Raw genomic sequence first — 19406 nt, 5'->3', positions numbered from 1 at the left:
GGCGCGGGAACAAGGATGAGCATGGGACTGACCTTTCTGGGCATCGAAAGCAGCTGCGACGACAGTGCCGCGGCGGTGGTGCGCGGCGACCGCGCGATCCTGGCCTCGGTCGTGGCCGGGCAGACGGCGCTGCATGCCGATTTCGGCGGCGTGGTGCCCGAGATCGCCGCCCGCGCCCATGCCGAAAGGCTGGATCTTTGCGTCGAAGAGGCGCTGGCCCAAGCCGGGCTGCGGCTGCCAGACCTGGACGGCATCGCCGTCACCGCCGGGCCGGGGCTGATCGGCGGCGTGCTGTCGGGGGTGATGCTGGCCAAGGGGCTGGCGGCGGGCAGCGGCCTGCCGCTGGTCGGCGTGAACCACCTAGCCGGCCATGCGCTGACGCCGCGGCTGACCGACGGCGTTCCCTTTCCCTATCTGATGCTGCTGGTCTCGGGCGGGCATTGCCAGTTCCTGCGCGTGGACGGCCCCCAGGACTTCACCCGGCTGGGCGGCACCATCGACGACGCGCCGGGCGAGGCTTTCGACAAGGCGGCCAAGCTTCTGGGTCTGCCGCAACCCGGCGGTCCCTCGGTCGAGGCCGCCGCGCGGGCGGGCGATCCGCGCCGCTTCGCCCTGCCCCGGCCGTTGCTGGACCGGCCGGGCTGCGACCTCAGCTTTTCCGGTCTCAAGACCGCCGTGCTGCGCCAGCGCGACGATCTGGTCGCGGCGCAGGGCGGCCTGCACGAACAGGACCGCGCCGATCTATGCGCCGGCTTCCAGGCGGCGGTCGCCGAAGTGCTGGCCGAAAAGACCCGCCGGGCGCTGGCGCTGACCCCTGCCCCGGTGCTTGCCGTGGCGGGCGGGGTCGCGGCCAACGAAACCCTGCGCGCGGCCTTGCAGCGGGTCGCGGCCGAGGCCGGCGCGACCTTCCTGGCGCCGCCGTTGCGGCTTTGCACCGACAATGCCGCGATGATCGCCTGGGCCGGGATCGAGGCCTACCAGGCCGGCCGGCGCGACGGCATGGAACTGGCCGCGCGCCCGCGCTGGCCGCTGGACCAGAAGGCCGCGCCGATGCTGGGCGCCGGCAAGCGGGGGGCCAAGGCATGAGCGTGGCGATCATCGGCGCAGGCGCATTCGGCACGGCGCTGGCGGTTTCGCTGGCAAGCAAGGGGCCGGTCACGCTCTGGGGCCGCGATACCGGCTGGGCCGTGGCGCGCGAGAACCCGCGCCTGCCCGGCGTCGCCCTGCCGCCGGCGCTGCATGTCACCGGCCGGCTGGACCAGATCGCGGCCGAAACCGTGCTGCTCGCGCTGCCCGCGCAGGTGCTGGGCGGGTTTCTGGCCGAGCATGGCGCGCGCTTCGACCGCCGCAACCTGGTCAGTTGCGCCAAGGGCATCGACCTCGCCACGCTGACCGGGCCCTCGGCGCTGATCGCCGCCGCCTGCCCGCATGCCACGGTGGCGGTGCTGACCGGCCCCAGCTTTGCCGCCGACATCGCCCGCGGCCTGCCCACGGCGCTAACGCTTGCCTGCGCCGATGCAGGGGCGGCCGAGGCGCTGCAACGCCAGCTTTCCACCGCCACGCTGCGGCTTTACCGCACCACCGACATGGCCGGGGCCGAGCTGGGCGGGGCGCTGAAGAACATCATCGCCATCGCCGCCGGCGCCGCCATCGGCGCGGGCTATGGCGACAGCGCGCGGGCCAGCATCGTCACCCGCGGCTTTGCCGAGATGCTGCGGCTGGCCACCGCGCTCGGCGCCCGGCCCGAGACCTTGCCGGGCCTGTCGGGCCTGGGCGACCTTGTGCTGACCTGCACCTCGGAACAGTCGCGCAATTTCCGCTATGGGCTGGCCCTGGGCGCCGGGCGCGACTTCGCCGCCGGCACCACGGTCGAGGGCGCCGCCACCGCCCGCGCCGTCACCCGGCTGGCCGAAAGGCTGGGGATCGAGATGCCGATCTCGAATCTGGTGGCGGGGCTTGCCCAAGGCAGCATCGCCATGGAACATGCGCTGGATTTTCTGCTCAACCGCCCCCTCAAGGAGGAATGATGCCCCTTTTCGCCGTCATCTGCCGCGACCATGCCGGCAAGCTGCAAACCCGTCTCGACACCCGCGAAAGCCATCTGGCCTTCCTGGGCGCGCAGCCCGGCGTCAAGCTGGCCGGCCCGCTGGTCGAGAACGGCCAGCCCTGCGGCTCGCTGCTGCTGGTCGAGGGCGAGAACTTGACGGAGGTCAAGGAATGGGCGGCACAGGATCCCTACAAGGCAGCCGGACTGTTCGCCTCGGTCGAGGTGATCGAGTGGAAGAAGGTGATCGGCTGATGGCGTATTGGCTGTTCAAATCCGAGCCGGACGTCTTCAGCTTCGACGACCTGATCGGCCGCGGCGAGACGGGCGAGCAATGGGACGGCGTGCGCAACTACCAGGCCCGCAACAACATGCGCGCCATGAAGAAGGGCGAGCGCGGCTTCTTCTATCACTCGAACATCGGCAAGGAGATCGTCGGCATCTGCGAGGTGGTGGCCGAGGCACATCCCGACACGACAGCCGCCGACCCGAAATGGGAATGCGTCGATGTCCGCGCCGTCGCCCGCGTCAACCGCCCCGTCTCGCTGGACGAGGCCAAGGCCGAGCCGCGGCTGAAGGACATGGTGCTGGTCAACAATTCGCGCCTTTCGGTGCAGCCGGTCTCGGATGCGGAATGGGAAATCATTCTGGAACTGGCCGGCGGCACCAAGCCGCTGTGAACGCGCCAGCAGGCAGCCATCCGGCGACCCAGGGAGGATAAATGGCACGCGGACCCAAACCCATCGTGGATCGGCCGACCACGAAACGTATCGGCGCGCTGCGTGCGCTTTGGCCCTTCATCCGGCCCTATCGCGGCTTGCTGGCGGCGGCGCTGCTGGCGCTGGCGGTCACGGCGGGCATCAGCCTGGTCCTGCCGCTGGCGGTGCGACGCGTCGTGGACGGCTTCGACGCCGGCGCGCATCTCCTGGACCAGTATTTCGGCGCGGCGCTGGCCATCGTGGCGCTGCTCGCGCTGGGGACGGGGATGCGCTATTACCTCGTCACCCGGCTGGGCGAGCGGGTGGTCGCCGACATCCGCAAGGCCGTCTTCCAGCGCGTCATCGCCATGAGCCCGGCCTTCTACGAGCGGGTGCTGACCGGCGAGATCATCAGCCGCATCACCACCGACACCACGCTGATCCAGTCGGTGATCGGCTCGTCCGTGTCGATCGCGCTGCGCAACTTCCTGATCCTGGTCGGCGGCATGGCGATGCTGGTCTGGACCTCGGCCAAGCTGTCGGGCCTGGTGCTGCTGCTGGTGCCGGTGATCGTGGTGCCCATCGTGGTGCTGGGCCGGCGGCTGCGCAAGCTGTCGCGCGAGAACCAGGACTGGATCGCGCAATCATCGGGCGCGGCATCGGAAAGCCTGCTTTCGGCGCAGACCGTGCAGGCCTTTACCCAAGAGGGGCCGACGCGCGCGCGCTTCGACGACGTGACCGAGCGGTCCTATGATTCGGCGCTGAACCGGGTCAGGACCCGGACGGTGATGACGGTGATCGTCATCTTCCTGATCTTCTCGGGCGTGTTGGGGGTGCTGTGGATCGGCGCCCGCGACGTGCGGCTGGAGATGATGACCGTGGGCGAGCTGGTGCAGTTCGTCATCTACGCGGTGCTGGTCGCCGGCGCGGTGGGCGCGCTGTCCGAGATCTGGGGCGAATTGCAGCGTGCCGCCGGCGCCACCGAGCGGCTGACCGAGCTGCTGACGGCGCAGGATTCGCTGACCGATCCGGCCCAGCCGATTGCCCTGCCCCGGCCGGTCCAGGGCGCGATCCGCCTCGACGATGTGACCTTCCACTATCCCTCGCGTCCCGACCGCTCGGCGCTGGAAGGGGTCACGCTGGACATCCGCCCCGGCGAGACGGTGGCGCTGGTCGGGCCTTCGGGCGCCGGCAAGACCACGGTGATCCAGCTGCTGCTGCGCTTCTGGGATCCCGATTCCGGCGCGGTGCGCATCGACGGCATCGACCTGCGCGACATGGCGCGGGGCGATTTCCGCCAGGCCATCGCGCTGGTGCCGCAAGACCCGGTGATCTTTGCCGCCACAGCGCGCGAGAACATCCGCTTCGGCCGCCCCGACGCCTCGGATGCCGAAGTCGAGGCCGCGGCCCGCGCCGCCCATGCCGACGAGTTCCTGAACCTGCTGCCCGAAGGCTATGACAGTTATGTCGGCGAGCGCGGGGTGATGCTGTCGGGCGGGCAGAAGCAGCGCATCGCCATCGCCCGCGCCATCCTGCGCGACGCGCCGATCCTGCTTCTGGACGAGGCGACCTCGGCGCTGGATGCCGAATCCGAGCGGCTGGTGCAGCATGCCGTGGACGAGCTGGCCCGGACCCGCACCACGATCATCATCGCGCATCGGCTGGCCACGGTGAAGAAGGCCGACCGGATCGTCGTCTTCGACCATGGCCGCATCGTGGCCCAGGGCCGGCACGAGGAACTGGTGGCGCAGGGCGGGCTTTATGCCCGGCTGGCACGGCTGCAATTCACCGAGGGAACCATGGAAGCGGCGGAAGTGGTGGAGGGTATCGCCTGACCGCAAGGACAGGCCGCGGGCCAAGCCGCCGGCAACCAGTCGCGCGACCAGGCGACGCAAGCCCGCAGGCACGGCCGGGGATGAAAAGCCTGCTGCCCCGGCTTGCCGGCCGCAGCGCGCGCCGCCGCTCAGCGCGGCGCGCTATAGACCGCCGCCCAGAAGACGGTCCTGCCATCCGCCCCCAAGGCCTTGCCGATGCCGTAATGGCGGGCCTGCGGGATCAGGATATTGGCCAGGTGCCCGCTGGAACGCGCCCATTCGACCAGAACGCGATCCTGCCCCCAGGGACCGGCGGCGATGTTTTCGGCCGCGATGCTCGGGCGGTAGCCTTCCTGCTTCAGCCGCTGCATCGGCCCCTTGGTCTTGCTGCCCCGATGCGACATCACCCCGCGCCGGGCCATGTCGCAGGCATGGCGGGCCGCAGCCGCGGCCAGGTCGCGATTCGGCTTCAGCGGCGACAGCCCGCGCGCCTGGCGCGTGGCATTGGTGGCGCGGACCGCTGCCTCATTTTCGCGCATCGAGGTCTGGAAGCAGGTGACGCTTCCCGGACGCGCCGGATCCCCCGCATTGGACTTGGTCGAGATTCGCACCCCATCCTCGGCAAGGGCGGGCAGCGCCGCCAATCCAAGAAAAGACGCCAAAACCAGTGATTTGCAGTATTTGTTCAAATTTTCTATCCCCTAAGACCCGCGAAAGCTAGGGATCGGCCCGGCATTCCTCAACCTCAGATTGCTGAAATTTGTCTGGAACCGCCGCTTTCGGCGAAACGTTGCCGCTCCAGACACAGCCCTGAAAGGAGAGGTCATGGCCATCTGGGATTTCGTGAAGGACGCCGGAAAATCGCTTTTCGGATCCGAGGCCGAGGCGCAAGAGGCACCCGCCCCCGCCCCTGCCCCGCAAAGCGACACCGACCGCAAGGTGGCCGCGCTCAAGGCCGAACTCTCGGCCCTGGGCCTGACCGGCAAGGACGTGCACCTGACCCTGCGCGGCGATACGGTGGTCATCTCGGGCAAGGCGCGCGATCAGGAGACCCTGGAAAAGCTGATCCTGGCGGTCGGCAACATCAAGGGCATCGCCCATGTCGAGCTGGCCGAGGGCGCCGGCACCGAAACCCCCGCCCCCGCGGCGGCGATGCCCGTGTTCCATACCGTGCAGAAAGGCGAGACGCTGTCGGCCATCGCGCAGAAATACCTGGGCAAAGCCGGCCGCTACCCCGAGATCTTCGAGGCCAACAAGCCCATGCTCAGCCATCCCGACAAGATCTATCCCGGCCAGACCCTGCGCATTCCCCAGGGCTGAGCCCGCGAAGCGACGCAGCGTTTTGACGCCGGCATGGCGTCGCGGAATGCTTGCCATCATGCTGATCGTTGCACCATTCTGCCTGTCAGTGGGGCACGACCCCGAATGGGAGAACGGGAGGTAAGGGAATGGCCAGGTTCGCGAGCGTCGCAGACCGCGATGCGGTCGAGACGGAAATGTCCTATGCGCAGCGCCAGGTGCCGCGCACCGTCTATCAGGCGCTGACCCAGACCCGCGACCGCCATCCCCAGCGTCCCGCGATCAGCTTCCAGCTGTTCTCGGACCCCAAGGCACCGGCCCGGACCCTGACCTGGAGCGAGCTGCACGAGCGCGTGACCGAGACGGCGAACCTGTTTCGCAGCCTGGGCGTCGGGCCGGGCGATGTCGTGGCCTATCTGCTGCCCAATTGCGTCGAGGCGCCGGTCGTGCTGCTGGCCGGCGCGACGGCGGGGATCGTGAACCCGATCAACCCGCTGCTGGAGCCCGACCACATCGCGGCCATCCTGCGCGAAACCGGCGCCAAGGTGTTGGTGACACTGAAAAGCTTTCCGAAATCCGAGGTCGCGCAAAAGGCGGCCGAGGCGGTGGCGCAGGCCCCGGACGTGCAGACCGTGCTGGAGGTCGACCTGCGCGGCTACCTGACCGGGATCAAGCGCCTGCTGGTGCCGCTGATGCGGCCCAAGGTTCCCGCCCGGCACCATGCCAAGGTCATGGATTTCGAAGCCGCCGCCAGCGCGCAAAAGCACGACCGCCTGACCTTCGACGAGCCGGCCGAGGACCGCGTCGCCGCCTTTTTCCACACCGGCGGCACCACCGGCATGCCCAAGGTCGCCCAGCACAAGCAATCGGGCATGGTCTATAACGGCTGGCTGGGCGCCACGCTCTTGTTCACCGAGACCGACGTGCTGATGTGCCCCTTGCCGATGTTCCACGTCTTCGCGGCCTATCCGGTGCTGATGTCCTGCCTGATGTCGGGGGCGCAGCTGGTCATGCCGACGCCCGCCGGCTATCGCGGCGAGGGCGTGTTCGACAATTTCTGGAAGCTGATCGAACGCTGGCAGGCGACCTTCCTGATCACCGTGCCCACCGCCATCGCCGCGCTGATGCAGCGCCCGGTCGATGCCGATGTCACCTCGCTCAAGACCGCGATCTCGGGCTCGGCGCCGCTGCCGATCGAGCTTTACAACCGCTTCAAGGCTGCGACCGGGGTCGAGATCGCCGAAGGCTACGGGCTGACCGAAGCGACCTGCCTGGTCTCCTGCAACCCCATCGACGGGCTCAAGAAGGTCGGCTCGGTCGGCATCCCGCTGCCCTATACCCATGTGCGCATCCTGCAGCGCCGCAACGGCGATTTCCACGAATGCGCCACCGACGAGATCGGCGAGATCTGCGTGGCCAATCCCGGCGTCTTCGAGGGCTCGACCTATACCGAGGCCGACAAGAACCACGACCTGTTCGCCGAAAGCCGCTTCCTGCGCACCGGCGACCTGGGCCGGATGGACGCCGACGGCTATCTGTGGATCACCGGGCGCGCCAAGGATCTGATCATCCGCGGCGGCCACAATATCGACCCCGCCGAGATCGAGGACGCGCTGCTGTCCCACCCCAAGGTCGCCGCCGCCGCCGCCATCGGCCAGCCCGACTCCTTCGCGGGCGAACTGCCCTGCGCCTATGTCGAGCTGATCGCCGGGGCCGAGGTCTCGCTGGACGAGTTGATGGAGCATGCCCGCGCCCATATCCACGAACGCGCGGCGGTGCCCAAGCACGTCGAGATCCTGCCCGAGCTGCCAAAGACCGCGGTGGGCAAGATCTTCAAGCCCGACCTGCGCAAGCTGGCGATCCGCCGCGTCTATGATGAGATTCTGCAAGGCGCGGGCCTCGCCGCCGAAGTCGCCGAGGTCATCGACGACAAGAAACGTGGCCTTGTCGCGCAGATCAAGCCCACGGCCGAAGTGGACCGCGAGGCCGTCGCCAAGTTGCTTGGCCAAATGGCCCTGCCCTGGGAATGGGCCTGAGGCTGCGTTGCCAAATAAACCCTTAGGCGCGCGGCTTTCCGCCGCACTCCAATTTGGGTTGCACAGCCAAGTAGATATTGCCAAACAAGTGTAATGTCGGGGACATCTGTCTCTCGCAAGCGAATCGACGTGTTATAATTTTGAGAGAGTAAACGTGAGCGAGCCTTGTCCTCCGCTACCTGATCAGGGTTGGTCTAAAGAAATAGTTAAAGTAGAGGATGCAATTATCGCGCCTCCAACAGAATCCCGTCCCCGGACCCCAACCGGCGTGTGGAAGGATGGCGACATTGCTCAAGCCGCAATCTGGCGCTTTGAAGGACGCATGTCGCTTCCCCTGACCGAAGAGCCCGAAGCGACGGAAAAGCGCGAGGGACATTATCTGTTCGGCGGCATGTTCTTTGGCCATTTTGGCCTGTTCATCACCGAAACGATCTGCCGGCTCTGGGCATCGAATGACAGCTATGATGGCATCGTTTTCACGCCCAAACATGCCAACCTGACGCATTTCAAAAAGCACCACCGAGAACTGTTCAAGATTTTCGGCATCACCTGCCCGGTGATTCTGCTCCCCACACCCACCCGGATCGAAAAGCTCTCCATCCCTGGCCAAGGCTTCGGCCTGGGCGCGATCGCAACCGGGACCGAAGAATATCGCAACTTCCTGCGCAATACTGTCGGGAAGGTTCCACCAAACGGCCCCGAAAAGATCTATATCTCACGCACGAAATACGCGGCCACCGGCGGCCTTTTGGGCGAGCAGGTGCTTGAGGCGAACCTCGAACGGGCCGGTTATGTGCCTGTCTATCCCGAAAAGATGACCTGGACGGATCAGCTGGCGCTTTATCGCGCTGCGCGCAAGATCATCAGCATCGACACATCGGCTCTGCACATGGCCGGCATGGCGGCGGACCCGGATAAGGACATTGCCGTCATCCTGCGCCGCAACAATACCGAGCATCACTGCATGCGTCTGCAACTCCGGGGCATGATCGGCAAGGATATCCTTCTGATCAACAGCCTGGTGAACGAGTATCTGGTTCCCGGCAAGAAGCCGAACCATGATAGCTGGGGGGAGGCGGACTTCAACGAGATCCGCGATGCCCTGGTCAAAGGAGGTTTCGTGGACCCTGACGTTCAGTGGGACATCCCCACAGATGAAATCATTCAGGCCGATGTGGCTGTGGCCGAATCCCGCGCAAAGAGAGGCCTTGCCTTCACGCCGGTCGAAAAACGGTACGAGCCATGAAAAATGTTACGACCATAGTCGGGATTTGCCGCTTTTCCATGATCGGGCGTGGCGACTGGAAAGCCTATCGCAACGTCGCGGAAAGCGACCTGGAGCCGATCTACAAGCAAAAGGAGCAGGAGCTTTTCGGCGACGAGCGAATGAAGGCCCGTTTCGTGACGTTCGAGCAGTTGACGCTCGCCTCCCTGGACGCGCAGACCGATCCCGATTTCAAGCTGCTCGTCATCTCTTCGGACCGGATGCCCAAGGTCTATCGCGACCAGCTGCAAAGGCTTTGCGACGCACGCCCCTATGTGGTTCTGCGCTTTGTCCCGCCGATGCATGTCGCCGATGCCCAGGTCCAGACCCTCAAGGAAATCGGACTGGAACTGCAGGATTGCCTTCAATTCCGCCTCGATGACGATGATTGCCTTTCCAAGGATTATATCAGGAAGCTGCGCAAGCATGGCGATACCCTGTGGAAGGCGCATGGGGTCTTCGCCGTCAGCTTCCCCACGGTGATCTATTCGGTCATCGACGGGCCGACGCAGGGGCTTTACCGCTGGTTCAACCCCTTCCTTGGCGTGGGTGTCGCCGTGCGCCATCCCCAGCGCACGGTATTCGGCTTTGCCCATTATCGCATCCCGACAGTGATGGTCGCCCTGACCGACCCCTCGGTTCCCAGCATCGTGACCCATTATGGGATGAACGACACGCCGCGGCACGCCAAGGAAATCCTGGCCAAGAGGGGCATGAAGAAAGCCCCGCGCGACGAATTGGATCGCCTGATCACGCGGCATTTCGACTACCTGTCGGAAACGGGCATGAAGGCCGCCGGATTTCGATAACGGCCTGCGAAGAAAAAAGGGGGCAGATCTGCCCCCTTTCCTCCATCTTATTACCGCGTGAACTTCTTGTATTTCACCCGCTTCGGCTCGACCGAATCGGGGCCGAGGCGGCGGATCTTGTCGGCCTCGTAATCCTCGAAGTTGCCCTCGAACCATTCCACATGCGCGTCGCCCTCGAAGGCCAGGATATGCGTGCAGAGCCGGTCGAGGAAGAAGCGGTCGTGCGAGATGATGACCGCGCAGCCGGCGAAATCCTCCAGCGCCGCCTCCAGCGCCTGCAGGGTTTCCACGTCCAGGTCGTTGGTCGGCTCGTCCAGCAGCAGCACGTTGCCGCCGGATTTCAGCAGCTTGGCCATATGCACCCGGTTGCGTTCGCCGCCCGAGAGCAGGCCGACCTTCTTCTGCTGGTCGCCGCCCTTGAAGTTGAAGGCCGAGCAATAGGCGCGGCTGTTCATCGTGGCGTCGCCCAGCTCGATCTGCTCGGCCCCGCCCGAGATTTCCTCCCACACCGTCTTGTTGGGATCCAGCGCGTCGCGCGACTGGTCCACATAGGAAAGCTTCACCGTGTCGCCATAGGTGATCTCGCCGGCATCGGGCTGTTCCTGCCCGGTCAGCATCTTGAACAGCGTCGATTTGCCGGCGCCGTTCGGGCCGATCACGCCGACGATGCCGCCCGGCGGCAGGCTGAAACTCAGATCCTCGATCAGCAGCTTGTCGCCCATGGCCTTTTTCAGCCCGTTGACCTCGATCACCTTGCTGCCCAGCCGCTCGCCGTTGGGGATGATGATCTGGGCGCGGGTCAGCTTCTCGCGCTCGGACTGGCTGGCCAGTTCGTTATAGGCGTTGATCCGGGCCTTCTGCTTGGCCTGCCGCGCCTTGGCGCCGGCGCGGATCCATTCCAGTTCGCGCTCCAGCGTCTTCTGCTTGGCCTTGTCCTCGCGCGCTTCCTGTTCCAGCCGCTTGGCCTTCTGCTCCAGCCAGGCCGAGTAATTGCCCTCATAGGGGATGCCGCGGCCGCGATCGAGTTCCAGGATCCAGCCGGTGATGTCGTCCAGGAAATAGCGGTCGTGGGTGACGATCAGGATGGTGCCGGGATATTCGATCAGGTGCTTTTGCAGCCAGGCGATGGTCTCGGCATCCAGGTGGTTGGTCGGTTCGTCCAGAAGCAGCATGTCGGGCTGTTCCAAGAGCAGCTTGCACAGCGCGACGCGGCGGCGCTCGCCGCCCGACAGGCTTTCCACATCGGCATCGTCCGGCGGGCAGCGCAGCGCCTCCATGGCCACGTCGATCTGGCTGTCGAGATCCCAGAGGTTCTCGGCATCGATCTCGTCCTGCAGCTTGGCCATCTCCTCGGCGGTCTCGTCCGAGTAGTTCATGGCCAGCTCGTTGTAGCGGTCGAGCTTGGCCTGCTTGGCCTTGACGCCCTCCATGACGTTGCCGCGCACGTTCAAGGCGGGGTCGAGCTGCGGCTCTTGCGGCAGGTAGCCTACGGTCGCGCCCTTCGCCGCCCAGGCCTCGCCGGTAAAGTCCTTGTCGATGCCGGCCATGATGCGCAGCAGCGTGGATTTGCCGGCGCCGTTGACGCCCACGACGCCGATCTTGACGCCGGGCAGAAAGTTCAGGCGGATGTTCTCGAAGGTCTTCTTGCCGCCCGGATAGGTCTTGGACACCCCGTCCATGTGGTAAACGAACTGGTAGGAGGCCATGATCTTTCCTCGTTGCTGAACCCGTGAAGTTGCGCGCTATGTAGTCGAGCAGCGGCGAAAGGGGAAGGCTCAGCGGAACTGCCGGATGAATTCCGGCCCGAAGGTCCGGTCGAGAAACTCGAATTGCGGTTCCAGCTTCTCGCGCAGCCGGGCGCGGGCCCGGTCGGGCACCACCAGCGCATTGTCCGAGGCGAAGACCTTCTTGCCGAGGTCGCGATAGTCGTGCGGGGCCAGGCCCAGGAAGTCCTCGACCCGGCGCAGGAAGCTCAGCGGATCGCGGGCGATCATGCCGAAGGGCAGGTAAAGCAGCCGGTCGGGGCCGAAATGCGCGTTCCAGCGCGGCACATAGCTCATGTAATCGCCACGATCCATCAGCTCGGGAGCCTCGACCTCCTTGAGCCAGTCCTCGACGGTCGCCGGCTTTCGCCCCGCCCGCGTCAGGTTCATCTTGAGCTGCGAGATGGCGCGATCGACGGGGTGGCGGATGATATAGACGAACTTCGCCTGCGGCAGGAATTTCGTCACGAAATCCACGCCTTCCGGCGGAAGGGTCGAATATTCCGGGGTAACGTCGATCGCCTTTGTCCCCTGGGGCGCGGGGGCGAAGACCAGCTTGTACCAATGGTTGGTGAACATCGGTTCACGGGTGACGCGGTCCAGATAGCGCACCATCGCGCGCGGCATCTCCTCGCCGCGGGCGGCCCAGCGTTTCTCGATGTTCTGGCGGCCGCGGCGGAAATGCCAGGGCAGCCATTTGCGATGCTCTTCGACGAAGCGGTGATTGAAGAACTGCACCTCCTTGAAGGGGGGAGCCCAGACATCAGGATGCTGGCCCAGCATCTGCGACAGCCAGGTGGTGCCGGCCTTTTGCGCGCCGATGCCCAGGACATCGGGTTTTCGGGGTTTGCCTTCGGGATCCCAGTTCATCCATGCCGCCTTGTTGCGTCGCGCTGCCGCCTGATTAAGCCAGCGGCGCCGGCGCCACAACCGGCACGATTGTCGCCGCCTAGAGCCGGCCCCAGAGGTCGTATTCGCCGGCCTCGTCCACGGTGACGCTGACGATGTCGCCCGGCGCCAGTGCCTCGAACCCCTGGTCGATGAACAGGTTGCCGTCGATTTCCGGCGCATCGGCCTTGGTGCGGCAGGTCGCGCCCTCGTCGTCCACGCTGTCCACGATCACCTCGATGCGGCTGCCGACCTTGGCCGCCAGCTTGGCCTCTGAAATCGCCTGCGCCTTCTGCATGAAGCGGTCCCAACGGTCCTGCTTGACCTCGTCGGGCAGGTGGTCGGGCAACTCGTTGGCGCGCGCGCCCTTGACGTTTTCGTATTGGAAGCAGCCGACCCGGTCCAGCTGCGCCTCGTCCAGCCAGTCCAGCAGGGTCTGGAACTCGGCCTCGGTCTCGCCGGGATAGCCGACGATGAAGGTCGAGCGCAGGGTGATCTCGGGACAGGCGGCCCGCCAGGCGGCGATCTCGTCCAGGGTCTTGGCCGCCGCCGCCGGCCGCGCCATGCGCTTCAGCACATCCGGGTGGGCGTGCTGGAAGGGGATGTCCAGATAGGGCAGCACCAGCCCCTCGGCCATCAAGGGGATCAGGTCGCGCACATGCGGATAGGGATAGACGTAATGCAGCCGCACCCAGGCGCCCAAAGACCCCAGGTCGCGCGCCAGGTCGGTGATATGCGCCCGATGCCCGCGCTCCTCCGCGAACTTGCGGTCGAGCCCATAGGCCGAGGTGTCCTGCGAGATCACCAGAAGCTCGCGCACGCCGGCCTCGACCAGCTTCTCGGCCTCGCGGATCACCGCATGCGCCGGGCGGCTGACCAGTTTCCCGCGCATGTCGGGGATGATGCAAAACTTGCAGGCGTGGTTGCAGCCCTCGGAAATCTTCAGGTAGCTGTAATGGCGCGGGGTCAGCTTCACGCCCGAGGCCGGCAGCAGGTCCACGAAGGGATCGGGCGAGGGCGGCACGGCAGAATGCACCGCATCCAGCACCTGCTCGTATTGCTGCGGCCCCGTCACGGCCAGGACCGAGGGATGCGCGCCGGTGATATATTCGGGCTCGGCGCCCAGGCAGCCGGTGACGATGACCTTGCCGTTTTCCGCCAGCGCCTCGCCAATGGCCTGCAGCGATTCCGCCTTGGCCGAATCGAGGAAGCCGCAGGTGTTCACGATCACCGCGCCGGCGCCCTTGTAGTCGGGGCTGATGGCATAGCCCTCGGCCCGCAGGCGGGTCAGGATGCGCTCGCTGTCCACCAGCGCCTTGGGACAGCCGAGGCTGACCATGCCGATGGTCGGTTGCCCGTCCCTTCGCCCCCCCTCCCCTTGTGCAGAGTCGAAGATCGGGCTGGGGGCTAGATCGGGGCGCAACAGGGGCGGGTTCTGGCTCATGATGCGCGGCATATAGTGGCAAGCAGGCCGCTTGTTAAGCAGGAAGCGCGGCTCGCCGGAACGTCATTTGGACTTGCGCGTTCAGCGAGGCATAGCAAAGGACATGAACATGTCTTCCCTTCTGACCCGCCTTTCTTCGGCGCTTGCCCTGTCGCTGGCCCTTGGCACCGGCGTCGCCGGTGTCGCCGGCCTGCCCGCGCCCGCCGAGGCGCAGCCGCGCGGCAAGCCGATCGTGATCATGAACAATCGTGGCGGCAATGTCGTCGAGGCGATCCGCTATCGCAACAAGCTGGCCGCCAGCGGCCGGCCGGTCGAGGTCAGGGGCTATTGCCGCTCGGCCTGCACGATCTATATCACCCTGCCCAATGCCTGTCTGGGACCGAAGGCGACGGTCGGCTTTCACGCCCCCCGCATCCCCGGCACCACCATCATCCCGCCCATCGTGGACGAGTTGATGGCGCAATATTACCGAAACGGCATCCTGCGTATGTGGAACACGCAATGGAAGCATTCGCTGAAGATGCACAGGATCTCGGCCCGCGAATATGTCCGGCTGGACCCGCAGACCCGGCTGTGCCGGGGCTGAGGCGCATCCCAAGGGATGACCGGGGCGCGGTTTTATGGCAGGCTCGGCGCAAAGGAGGACAGCCATGTCGGGACAAGGATGGGCCGCGGTCGCCGCGGCCGTGATTTGGGCTGGCTCGGCCGGCGCGCAGACGCCGTGGTTCGACGCCGGAAACCAGGCGATGATCATGCATCAGGGCGACCTGCTGGAACAGCAGACCGCACCGAACGGCGGCGCGCCCGCCGGCAAGGCGGGCAAGAAGCCGGTGCGGACGGCCGATTGCTCGATCTCGGCCAGCCGCGAGCAGTTGCGGCCGGAATACCACCGGCGGTTGCAGGCGCAGGGGCGCAAGGCGGCGGATGCCTGGCTGCANGACGGCCGATTGCTCGATCTCGGCCAGCCGCGAGCAGTTGCGGCCGGAATACCACCGGCGGTTGCAGGCGCAGGGGCGCAAGGCGGCGGATGCCTGGCTGCAACGGCAGGCGGCGGCGCTTGGCCGGCACGCGGCGCAGATGGCCAAGGCCGGGACACCGTGCCGGCCGTAAATGGGCGGCGCCTATGGGGTGCGCCTGAACGCACCCCATAGGCGCGGTCACTCCCGCAGCCGCCAACCGGTCAGGAAGATCCAGCGGATCGCGCCCATGCAGACCAGGATCATCAGCGCCACCGCGCCCAAGGACAGCCCGACCGGCACATCGGCAAAGCCGAAGAAGCTCCAGCGGAAGCCCGAGATCAGGTAAAGCACCGGGTTGAGTTTGGCGACCCCCTCCCAGAAGGGCGGCAGCATCGAGGCCGAATAGAAGGCGCCGCCCAGGAACACCAGCGGCGTGATGACCATCATCGGCACGATCTGCAACTGTTCGAAATTCTTCGCCCAAAGACCGATGATGAAGCCCAAGAGCGAAAAGGCGACGGCGGTCAGGACCAGGAAGGCCAGCATCCAGAACGGATGCGCGATATGCACGCCGGTGAACCAGAAGCTGGTCAGAAGGATCACCAGCGCGATCATCACCGCCTTGGTGGCGGCGGCGCCGACGAAACCCAGCGTGACCTCGATCCAGCCGGTGGGCGCGACGAGGATCTCGTAGATCGTGCCGGCGAATTTCGGGAAATAGATGCCGAAGCTGGCATTGGCCACCGATTGCTGCAGCACGGTCAGCATCATCAGCCCCGGCACGATGAAGGCGCCATAGGCCACGCCCTCGACCGCCTGGATGCGCCCGCCGATGGCGGCGCCGAAGACAACGAAGTAAAGCACCGTGGACAGCACCGGCGAGGCCAGCGACTGCCAGATCGTGCGGAAGAACCGCGCCATCTCATGTCCGAAGACGGCGCGGGCGGAACGCCAGTTCATGCGGTTTCCTCCTCGACCAGCGACATGAAGATTTCCTCGAGGCTGCTTTGCTTGGTCGACACGTCGCGCACCGCCAGGCCCAGCCCCGCCAGCTCGGCCAGCAGATGCGCGATCCCGGTGCGCTCGGCCCTGGTGTCGTAGTCATAGCCCAGTTCGCGCCCGTCGGCCGAAAGCACCAGCCCGCGCCCCGCCAGTTCGGCGGGCAGCGCCGCCAGCGGCTCGGAAAGCGAGACGGTCAGGCGCTTCTTGCCGAATTCGCCCATCAGCGCGTCCTTGGACCGGACCAGCAGCAATTCGCCACGGTTGATGACGCCGATACGGTCGGCCATGTCCTCGGCCTCTTCCAGGTAATGCGTGGTCAGGATGATGGTCACGCCCTCGGCGCGCAACTGCCGCACCACCTGCCACATCTCGCGCCGCAGCGTCACGTCCACCCCGGCCGTGGGCTCGTCCAGGAACAGCACCTTGGGCCGGTGCGACAGCGCCTTGGCGATCAGCACCCGGCGCTTCATGCCGCCCGACAGCTCGCGCGTCTTGGCCTCGCGCTTGTCCCACAGCGCCAGGCTGCGCAGCAATTGCTCGATATAGGCGTCGTCCGGCGGCTCGCCGTAAAGCCCGCGGGTAAAGCGCACGCAGTCGATGACGCTCTCGAAGGGCTCCAGCGCGACCTCTTGCGGGACCAGACCGATCAGCTTGCGCGCCGCACGCCAGTCGCGGCCGATGTCGTGGCCGCCGACGCGCACCGTGCCGCCGCTGGGCACCACTAGGCCGCAGATGATCGAGATCAGCGTGGTCTTGCCCGCCCCGTTCGGGCCGAGCAGCGCCAGGATCTCGCCCTCCTCGATCTGCAGCGAGACGTCGTTCAGCGCCACCGTGCCGCTGCCGTAGCGCTTGGAAACATGGTCGATGTCGATGATCGGACGCATCCCGTCCCCCTGTTCTGGCCCGAAGGCCCGCAAATCCGCCGGGCAGGGTGGACCGCAACCACGGGCGGGCGCAATGGCGAAAACGCCCCTGACCTTGCGTCAACCGTCAGGCCGGCGGCAGGCCGCCCGCTTCGGCCAGCAGCCGGTCGCTGGCGGCCTCGATCCGCGCCTCCAGAAGCTCCATCACCGCGCTCGAGCGCGGGCCGGCCGGGATCGGCGGCAGGAACTCGATCACCGCGATGCCGCCGCGGATCGGGATGCCGCGCTTGGGCCAGAACAGGCCGCAATTCACCGCAACGGGACGGATGGAGAGGCCGGTCGCGCGCTGAATCGTGCCGGCGCCGTGCTTGTAGGGCAGTTTCTGCCCCGGCCGGGTGCGGGTGCCCTCGGGATAGATGATAAGCTGGCCCAGACCCTCGGGGCGGGCGCGGGCAGCCTCGATGCCGGCGATGATCTGCTTCATCGCCTCCTTGCCGCGCGCGCGGTCGATGGGGATGCAGCCGACCTTGCGCGCGAACCAGCCCATGACCGGCACCCGCAGCACCTCGCGCTTCATCACGAAGGCGCGGCGCGGGCAGGCGCGGGCCAGCGCGAGGATGTCGAGAAAGCTCTGGTGCTTCGAGGCCACGATGCATTCTCCCGCGGGCGGCGTGCCGCGATATTCGATACGCACCCCCAGGAGCAGCCGCGCCGCGCCCAGCATCTGGTCCAGCCACAGGCTGGCCACGCGATGCGCGCGCTCGGGATGGACCAGCACCTGCGGCAGGCCCCACAGCCCCAGAACCAGCGTCACCAGAACCGCATAAAGGTAATAAAGCACCGTGCGCGGCCAGTCGAGGATCGAGGCCCGACGCGGGTGATAGGCGCTCATCAGCGCACCTCGCGCAGCATCTTCAGCGCCGCCCAGCGGGTCGCGACGAATCCGATGGCGGCGGCGGCGGGCGGGATCAGCAGGGGCCAGAGCCAGCCCCAGCCCTGAAACCCCAGCCCGGTCAGGAAACTGCCCGCCTGGTCCATCGAGGGCAGCGCCCAGATCGCCGCCATGCCCAGCACCGTGCCCCCGGCCGCACCCATGGCGGCGCGGCGGGTAAAGCGGCGCACGAAGGCGGTGGCGATGGTGATGTCGCGCGCCCCGATCAGGCGCAGCACCCGGATCACCTGCCCGTTTGCCGCCAGCGCCGCCTTCGCGGCCAGCGTGATCATCGCCCCCGAGGCGGCAGCGATCAGCAGCAGCGAGACAAGCCCCAGCACCCGCAGCCGGTTCGCCGCCGAGACCAGCGGCTGGCGCCAGCGGGTATGGTCGTCCAGCACCGCGCCCGGCGCCTCGCCCTCCAGCCGCAGGCGCAGCGCCTCGGCATCGAAACCCTCGGCGGCCTGGGCGATCTCGATCAGGCGCGGCACCGGCAGGGCCTCGACCGGGACATCGGGACCGAACCAGGGCTCGAGCAGCCTTTCCACCTCGTCATCGGGCAAGAGCCGCGCCTCGGCGATGCCGGGGGTGGTCTTCAACGCCTCCATCACCGTCACGGTCTGCTCGTCGATCTGGTCCTCGGGGGCCGAGATGCGCACGGTCACGGTCTGGGCCAGCTCGGTCGACCAGCGTTCGGCCAGCCGGCCGGTGGCCAGCGCCAGCGCCAGGGCAAAGACCGCCAGGAAGGCCATGGCGCCAGCCGAGAACACCGTCAGCTGCGCGGTGAAGCCGGTCGGCGGCACCACGCGGTCCGTTCCCGCCGGGTCGGGCCGGGTCAGCCCCCGCCACAGCGTTGCCAGGTCCAGCGATTTCAGATCGGCTTTCTTCACAGGTCCGCCCCCGCCAGTTGCAGCCTCTTGCCCGCGATGCGCAGCACCCGCGCCTGCACCTGCTGCTTGGCGGCACGGATCAGGTTCAGGTCATGGGTGGCGATCAGCACCGCCTTGCCAGAACGGTTCAGTTCGATCAGCAATTGCAAGAGCCGCATCGACATGTCCCAGTCCAGGTTCCCCGTCGGCTCGTCCGCCAGGATCAGGTCGGGCGACATGATGACGGCGCGGGCCAGCGCGGCGCGCTGCCGCTCGCCCCCCGACAGTTCCGGCGGCATGGCGCGGGCATGGCCCGACAGCTGCACCCAGGCCAGCAATTCGCCCAGGGCGCCCATGTCCACCTGCTCGCCCGAGACCAGCAGCGGCAGGGCGATGTTTTCCGCGACAGGCAGGTGGTCCAGGAACTGCGTGTCCTGATGCACCACGCCCACCCGCCGCCGCAGCCCGGCGATGCCGTCGCGCGACAGCGCCTGCACGTCCTGGCCGAAGGCCGTCATCCGCCCGCCGCAGGGCAGCAGGTCGGCATAGCACAGCCGCAGGAAGGTGGTCTTGCCCGCGCCCGAGGGACCGGTCAGGAAATGGAAGGAACCCGGCTGAAGCGTCAGCGACATGTCGGCAAGCAGCGGATCGTTGCCGCTGTAGCCGAAGGACAGGTTCTGCATCTCGATCACTGGTGGTCCCTTTCCGAGCGGGCTGCTTGGC

Annotated in this window: 19 protein-coding genes; 10 read left to right on the top strand and 9 right to left on the bottom strand. The window is 66.8% G+C overall.

What is annotated here, in order from left to right:
- The first annotated feature begins 15 nt into the window (after nucleotides 1-15).
- Genes tsaD through ACDP63_RS16575 form a run of 5 tightly spaced genes read left to right on the top strand, consistent with a single transcriptional unit; the run spans nucleotide 16 to nucleotide 4577 of the window.
- Nucleotides 16-1086 (top strand): tRNA (adenosine(37)-N6)-threonylcarbamoyltransferase complex transferase subunit TsaD, encoded by a 1071-nt coding sequence (gene tsaD / locus ACDP63_RS16595; RefSeq protein ID WP_024845010.1) that lies wholly within the window; start codon nucleotides 16-18, stop codon nucleotides 1084-1086.
- Complete coding sequence (locus ACDP63_RS16590; RefSeq protein WP_409928290.1) at nucleotides 1083-2027, top strand: NAD(P)H-dependent glycerol-3-phosphate dehydrogenase; 945 nt, start codon at nucleotides 1083-1085, stop codon at nucleotides 2025-2027. Before tsaD ends, ACDP63_RS16590 begins: the two co-directional genes overlap by 4 nt.
- A complete protein-coding gene (locus ACDP63_RS16585) occupies nucleotides 2027-2299 on the top strand; it encodes a YciI family protein (protein WP_024845012.1) in 273 nt (90 codons plus the stop codon). The genes ACDP63_RS16590 and ACDP63_RS16585 overlap by 1 nt, the downstream gene beginning before the upstream one ends.
- The gene (locus ACDP63_RS16580) at nucleotides 2299-2724 is read left to right on the top strand and encodes an EVE domain-containing protein (protein WP_024845013.1); all 426 of its coding nucleotides are present in this window, start codon (nucleotides 2299-2301) and stop codon (nucleotides 2722-2724) included. Before ACDP63_RS16585 ends, ACDP63_RS16580 begins: the two co-directional genes overlap by 1 nt.
- Before the next feature lie 41 nt (nucleotides 2725-2765).
- Complete coding sequence (locus ACDP63_RS16575; protein WP_024845014.1) at nucleotides 2766-4577, top strand: ABC transporter transmembrane domain-containing protein; 1812 nt, start codon at nucleotides 2766-2768, stop codon at nucleotides 4575-4577.
- 128 nt (nucleotides 4578-4705) lie between these two features.
- On the opposite strand, the gene ACDP63_RS16570 is transcribed toward ACDP63_RS16575, so the two are convergent.
- The gene (locus ACDP63_RS16570; protein ID WP_231486838.1) at nucleotides 4706-5167 is read right to left on the bottom strand and encodes a CAP domain-containing protein; all 462 of its coding nucleotides are present in this window, start codon (nucleotides 5165-5167) and stop codon (nucleotides 4706-4708) included.
- 214 nt (nucleotides 5168-5381) lie between these two features.
- Here ACDP63_RS16570 and lysM point away from each other — a divergent pair, with 214 nt between their 5' ends.
- The 4 genes from lysM to ACDP63_RS16550 all read left to right on the top strand — a co-directional run bounded on the left by lysM (nucleotide 5382) and on the right by ACDP63_RS16550 (nucleotide 9964).
- Nucleotides 5382-5876, top strand: a complete 495-nt coding sequence (lysM, locus tag ACDP63_RS16565) for a peptidoglycan-binding protein LysM (RefSeq protein ID WP_024845016.1) — start codon at nucleotides 5382-5384, stop codon at nucleotides 5874-5876.
- Nucleotides 5877-6004: 128 nt separating this feature from the next.
- Entirely contained in the window at nucleotides 6005-7891 is a 1887-nt protein-coding gene (locus ACDP63_RS16560; protein WP_024845017.1) for an acyl-CoA synthetase, read from the top strand.
- 322 nt (nucleotides 7892-8213) lie between these two features.
- Nucleotides 8214-9137: a glycosyltransferase 61 family protein gene (locus ACDP63_RS16555; protein WP_028710541.1), complete on the top strand. Its 924-nt coding sequence runs from the start codon at nucleotides 8214-8216 to the stop codon at nucleotides 9135-9137.
- Nucleotides 9134-9964: a glycosyltransferase gene (locus ACDP63_RS16550; protein ID WP_074990852.1), complete on the top strand. Its 831-nt coding sequence runs from the start codon at nucleotides 9134-9136 to the stop codon at nucleotides 9962-9964. Before ACDP63_RS16555 ends, ACDP63_RS16550 begins: the two co-directional genes overlap by 4 nt.
- Nucleotides 9965-10014: 50 nt before the next feature.
- Here the strand turns inward: ACDP63_RS16550 and ettA are convergent, their stop codons facing one another.
- The 3 genes from ettA to rimO all read right to left on the bottom strand — a co-directional run bounded on the left by ettA (nucleotide 10015) and on the right by rimO (nucleotide 14059).
- Nucleotides 10015-11670 (bottom strand): energy-dependent translational throttle protein EttA, encoded by a 1656-nt coding sequence (gene ettA / locus ACDP63_RS16545; RefSeq protein ID WP_024845020.1) that lies wholly within the window; start codon nucleotides 11668-11670, stop codon nucleotides 10015-10017.
- Between the two features lie 69 nt (nucleotides 11671-11739).
- Nucleotides 11740-12597, bottom strand: coding sequence for a sulfotransferase family protein (locus ACDP63_RS16540; RefSeq protein ID WP_024845021.1), 858 nt, complete (start codon nucleotides 12595-12597; stop codon nucleotides 11740-11742).
- A gap of 79 nt (nucleotides 12598-12676) precedes the next feature.
- Complete coding sequence (gene rimO, locus ACDP63_RS16535; protein ID WP_024845022.1) at nucleotides 12677-14059, bottom strand: 30S ribosomal protein S12 methylthiotransferase RimO; 1383 nt, start codon at nucleotides 14057-14059, stop codon at nucleotides 12677-12679.
- Nucleotides 14060-14168: 109 nt separating this feature from the next.
- Here rimO and ACDP63_RS16530 point away from each other — a divergent pair, with 109 nt between their 5' ends.
- The gene (locus ACDP63_RS16530; protein ID WP_114669383.1) at nucleotides 14169-14645 is read left to right on the top strand and encodes a hypothetical protein; all 477 of its coding nucleotides are present in this window, start codon (nucleotides 14169-14171) and stop codon (nucleotides 14643-14645) included.
- Nucleotides 14646-15216: 571 nt separating this feature from the next.
- Here ACDP63_RS16530 and ACDP63_RS16525 read toward each other — a convergent pair.
- The 5 genes from ACDP63_RS16525 to ACDP63_RS16505 form a co-directional block, all read right to left on the bottom strand.
- The gene (locus ACDP63_RS16525; RefSeq protein ID WP_024845025.1) at nucleotides 15217-15978 is read right to left on the bottom strand and encodes an ABC transporter permease; all 762 of its coding nucleotides are present in this window, start codon (nucleotides 15976-15978) and stop codon (nucleotides 15217-15219) included.
- A complete protein-coding gene (locus ACDP63_RS16520) occupies nucleotides 15975-16904 on the bottom strand; it encodes an ABC transporter ATP-binding protein (protein ID WP_024845026.1) in 930 nt (309 codons plus the stop codon). Before ACDP63_RS16520 ends, ACDP63_RS16525 begins: the two co-directional genes overlap by 4 nt.
- 106 nt (nucleotides 16905-17010) lie before the next feature.
- On the bottom strand, nucleotides 17011-17775 hold the full coding sequence (locus tag ACDP63_RS16515) for a lysophospholipid acyltransferase family protein (RefSeq protein ID WP_024845027.1): 765 nt from the start codon (nucleotides 17773-17775) through the stop codon (nucleotides 17011-17013).
- Entirely contained in the window at nucleotides 17775-18704 is a 930-nt protein-coding gene (locus ACDP63_RS16510; protein ID WP_036747884.1) for a cell division protein FtsX, read from the bottom strand. The genes ACDP63_RS16515 and ACDP63_RS16510 overlap by 1 nt, the downstream gene beginning before the upstream one ends.
- Nucleotides 18701-19375: a cell division ATP-binding protein FtsE gene (locus ACDP63_RS16505; protein WP_409928289.1), complete on the bottom strand. Its 675-nt coding sequence runs from the start codon at nucleotides 19373-19375 to the stop codon at nucleotides 18701-18703. Before ACDP63_RS16505 ends, ACDP63_RS16510 begins: the two co-directional genes overlap by 4 nt.
- Nucleotides 19376-19406 lie beyond the last annotated feature (31 nt).

The sequence above is a fragment of the Paracoccus sp. P2 genome (assembly GCF_046335115.1).
Lineage (GTDB): Bacteria > Pseudomonadota > Alphaproteobacteria > Rhodobacterales > Rhodobacteraceae > Paracoccus > Paracoccus pantotrophus.
The sequence above is the reverse complement of the archived record's forward strand: the minus strand, read 5'-3'. Positions and strand labels throughout refer to the sequence as shown.